The sequence below is a fragment of the Streptococcus cristatus genome (genome assembly GCF_001578775.1).
Lineage (GTDB): Bacteria > Bacillota > Bacilli > Lactobacillales > Streptococcaceae > Streptococcus > Streptococcus cristatus_A.
The window spans coordinates 1,090,958-1,094,073 of sequence record NZ_KQ969062.1; the positions used below are offsets into that span (position 1 = coordinate 1,090,958).

4 protein-coding genes are annotated in these 3,116 nt (G+C 44.6%); all 4 read left to right on the forward strand.

The features are described 5' to 3' along the window. Positions 1 to 477 (forward strand): putative immunity protein (locus SCRDD08_RS05475; protein WP_231089337.1); only part of this gene is annotated, 477 nt, incomplete at its 5' end. Next, positions 474 to 1,823 carry a TrkH family potassium uptake protein gene (locus SCRDD08_RS05480; protein WP_061422768.1) on the forward strand — a complete coding sequence of 450 codons (1,350 nt, stop codon included), beginning with the start codon at positions 474 to 476 and terminating at the stop codon, positions 1,821 to 1,823. The genes SCRDD08_RS05475 and SCRDD08_RS05480, both read left to right, overlap by 4 nt. A gap of 10 nt (positions 1,824 to 1,833) precedes the next feature. Then, positions 1,834 to 2,499, forward strand: a complete 666-nt coding sequence (locus SCRDD08_RS05485) for a potassium channel family protein (RefSeq protein WP_061422769.1) — start codon at positions 1,834 to 1,836, stop codon at positions 2,497 to 2,499. Positions 2,500 to 2,658: 159 nt separating this feature from the next. Beyond that, a partial coding sequence (locus tag SCRDD08_RS05490; protein WP_061423270.1) for a GNAT family N-acetyltransferase occupies positions 2,659 to 3,116 on the forward strand: 458 nt, incomplete at its 3' end.

Genomic DNA, 3,116 nt, shown 5'->3' on the forward strand with positions numbered 1-3,116 from the left:
CCATACAAACTGAAAATCCTGGATGATAGTGAGAAAAGATTGGAATTGGAGCTTGTTTTGGAGCATCTTCCTCAGGGGAAACTGGCTCGATGGGCTATGAAAATGGCGTCAAGCTTTATAGCTCTGATAGATGTGGAAGATGAGTTTGAGAAGCAAAAGTTTTTGACTCAGGTAAGAGAGGTCTTTCAGGCTCGACTTGATGGGAGAGCATCTGCCTATGAACTAAGGAAGGCTGGTTTCTTAGCTAACAAACTGTCTCAGCAAGCTCAATCACAAATCGGTAAATATGCTGCGCGTGTCTTTGCCCAAGCAGTCGCAACAGGTCACATGCGGGGACATGCTATTGTCGCAGCGGATTATGCCATCAAAGTCAGAAACTTGCAGAGCCCAGATGATTTACAGCTGGCTGTCAAGGAAAGAGAAAGGCAGATAGAGCTAGCCTCTGCTTTTATTAGATCTGGAAAGGAAACTTTATGAAGCATTTATTTTCACGCTTGTCACCAGCGCAAAAGATTATCTTGTCTTTTCTTCTGGTGATATTCTGTGGTTCCTTGCTACTCAGTCTGCCTTGGGTGCAGACGGCAAGTTCCCAAGCGGGCTATCTGGATCATCTTTTTACAGCTGTCTCGATGGTCTGTGTGACAGGGCTTTTTACTCGATCGGTTGTAGATACATACAATGTTTGGGGGCAGCTCCTTTGCATGCTGCTGATTCAGATTGGTGGTTTGGGAATTCTGACCTTTATCGGATTTTTCACCATGGAAAGTCGGAAAAAGCTCAGTCTCAAGGATCGCCGCATTCTGCGGGATAGTTTTAGTTATGGGCACAATCGTACCTTGGGTCAATTTGTCCGTTCGATTTTTATCACGACTTTTACTATCGAAGGACTGGGCGCTCTCCTTCTCATGATTCGCTTCATTCCTAAGTTTGGCTTGGGAAAAGGGATTTTTAATTCTATCTTTTTAGCTGTTTCTGCATTTTGTAATGCAGGATTTGATAATTTTGGCAATGATAGCCTACTAGGCTTGCAGACAGATGTTTTGGTTAATATCACCTTGGCTCTCCTCATCATCACTGGGGGACTTGGCTTTATGGTCTGGTTTGACTTGGCGACTAAATTGGGAGGAAAACAGAAGGGACTGCACCTTCATACCAAGGTAGTCTTGCTTCTGACTGCTGGTCTCCTCGTTTTTGGGACGGTCACGAGTCTCTGGACGGAGTATAATAATCCTGGAACGATTGGCAATCTTTCCTTTGGCGATAAGCTATTGGTCAGCTTTTTCCAGACAGTCAGCATGAGGACAGCTGGCTTTGCTTCTATCAATTATACGGCTGCTCGTCCAGTAACCCTGTTTATCTATCTGCTCCAGATGTTTTTAGGAGGGGCTCCGGGTGGTACAGCAGGTGGTCTAAAAATTACGACCTTCTTAGTTCTTTTGCTTTTCGCTCGTAAGGAGATTTTGGGCTTGCCACATACTAATCTCGGTCGGAGAACACTGGCTCCTCAGCTGGTGCAGAAGGCTTTTGGTGTGACAGTGATTTTTCAGCTTACATTTCTGCTTGGTCTTTTGGCTCTTGGGCTAGTGACCGATAGCAGTCATCGCTTTATTTACCTGATATTTGAGACTGTGTCGGCACTGGCTACAGTTGGAGTCACGGCCAATATCACTCCCAGCCTCAATACAGCTGGTATGATTGTGATTATGCTGCTGATGTTTATTGGACGGGTGGGGCCGCTGACTCTTATGGTCAGTCTGAGCCATTATCAACCGAAGAAAGCTGTTACCTTGCACTACAGCAAGGCGGATATTATGATTGGATAGGAGAAAAGAAATGGCAAATCAAACAGTTGGAATTCTCGGCTTGGGGATTTTTGGACAGAGTATCATTGAGGCCTTGATTTCTCAGGATGTAGAAATCATTGCGATTGATAATCACGAAGAGACAATCAATCAGTATAAAGACATGATTGCCGTCGGTGTAATCGGAGACATTACTGATATGGAGCTTTTGGATGCGGCAGACGTCGGTTCCTGTGATACGGTCGTCGTGGCGACAGGAGAAAGTTTGGAATCCAGTGTCCTAGCGGTCATGCACTGTAAGGCATTGGGCGTTAAAAATGTCATTGCCAAGGTCAAGGATGAAGTGACCCAGCAGGTGCTGGAAAAGGTGGGAGCTGATTTGGTTATCCTGCCTGAAGTGGAGGCTGGCATTTCATTGGCCAAGACCATTCTCTTTAACCATTCGATTGAGGTTTTCCAGCTGGATGACGATGTAGTCGTGGCTGAGTTTGAGCTGCCTGCTAGTTGGGTTGGGAAAACAGTTCGTGATGTAGACGCTCGTAGGCTTTATCATCTCAATATTATCGGATATCGTCTGACAAAGAATCAGCCCTTGGAAAGTCAGTTCACTCCAGACTTTGTCTGGCCAGCAGGAGTCAGCATTATGGCTGTGACTGATAACCAGCATTTGGATAATTTACGTGAAATAGTAAAGTAGTAGCTGGGAGTCCAATCGGGAGCAACTATCAGTAGTTCTTAGGAACTCGGCACCTTACCATCATTTCAGAAAAAATAAATACATAAGAGCTCTCTCAGGGCTCTTTTTTGAAACCAGTTATAAAATTTGTTATACTATCACTAGAAAAGGAGTGATTTTATGAGCTTAACCAGCCAGATCATTACAGCAGATTTTCCAGATTTGGATAAGGTAGAAGCCTTGAATAATGAAGCTTTCCCAGAAGAGGAAAGGATACCGCTCAGTGAGTTTTTACGATATGAGGATCAGGAAGATGCTAATTTTTTCGCCTTTTATCATGAAAAGGAGTTTGTTGGTTTTGCCTTTGCCATTTCCAACGATCAAGCCTTTTATGTTAGTTTCTTTGCGATTATGCCTCACCTGCGCAGCCATGGCTATGGCGGTGAAATCATTGAAAAGCTGGTCAATTTTTATCAGCGAACCATGCTTTTAGAAATCGAGCGCCTTGATGAGCCCTGTGACAATCTTGAGCAGCGTCAAGCTCGCTGGGATTTCTATCAAAGCAAGGGCTTCCGCTCAGCCAATGCCTTTCTGGAATATGAGGATCTTAGCTTTGAAATCCTTTATCGAGGGGAGTC

What these genes read in the sequence shown, in the direction of transcription:
- SCRDD08_RS05480 (WP_061422768.1), top strand. Translation starts at nt 474, where the DNA reads ATGAAGCATTTATTTTCACGCTTGTCACCAGCGCAAAAGATTATCTTG.
- SCRDD08_RS05485 (WP_061422769.1), top strand. Translation starts at nt 1,834, where the DNA reads ATGGCAAATCAAACAGTTGGAATTCTCGGCTTGGGGATTTTTGGACAG.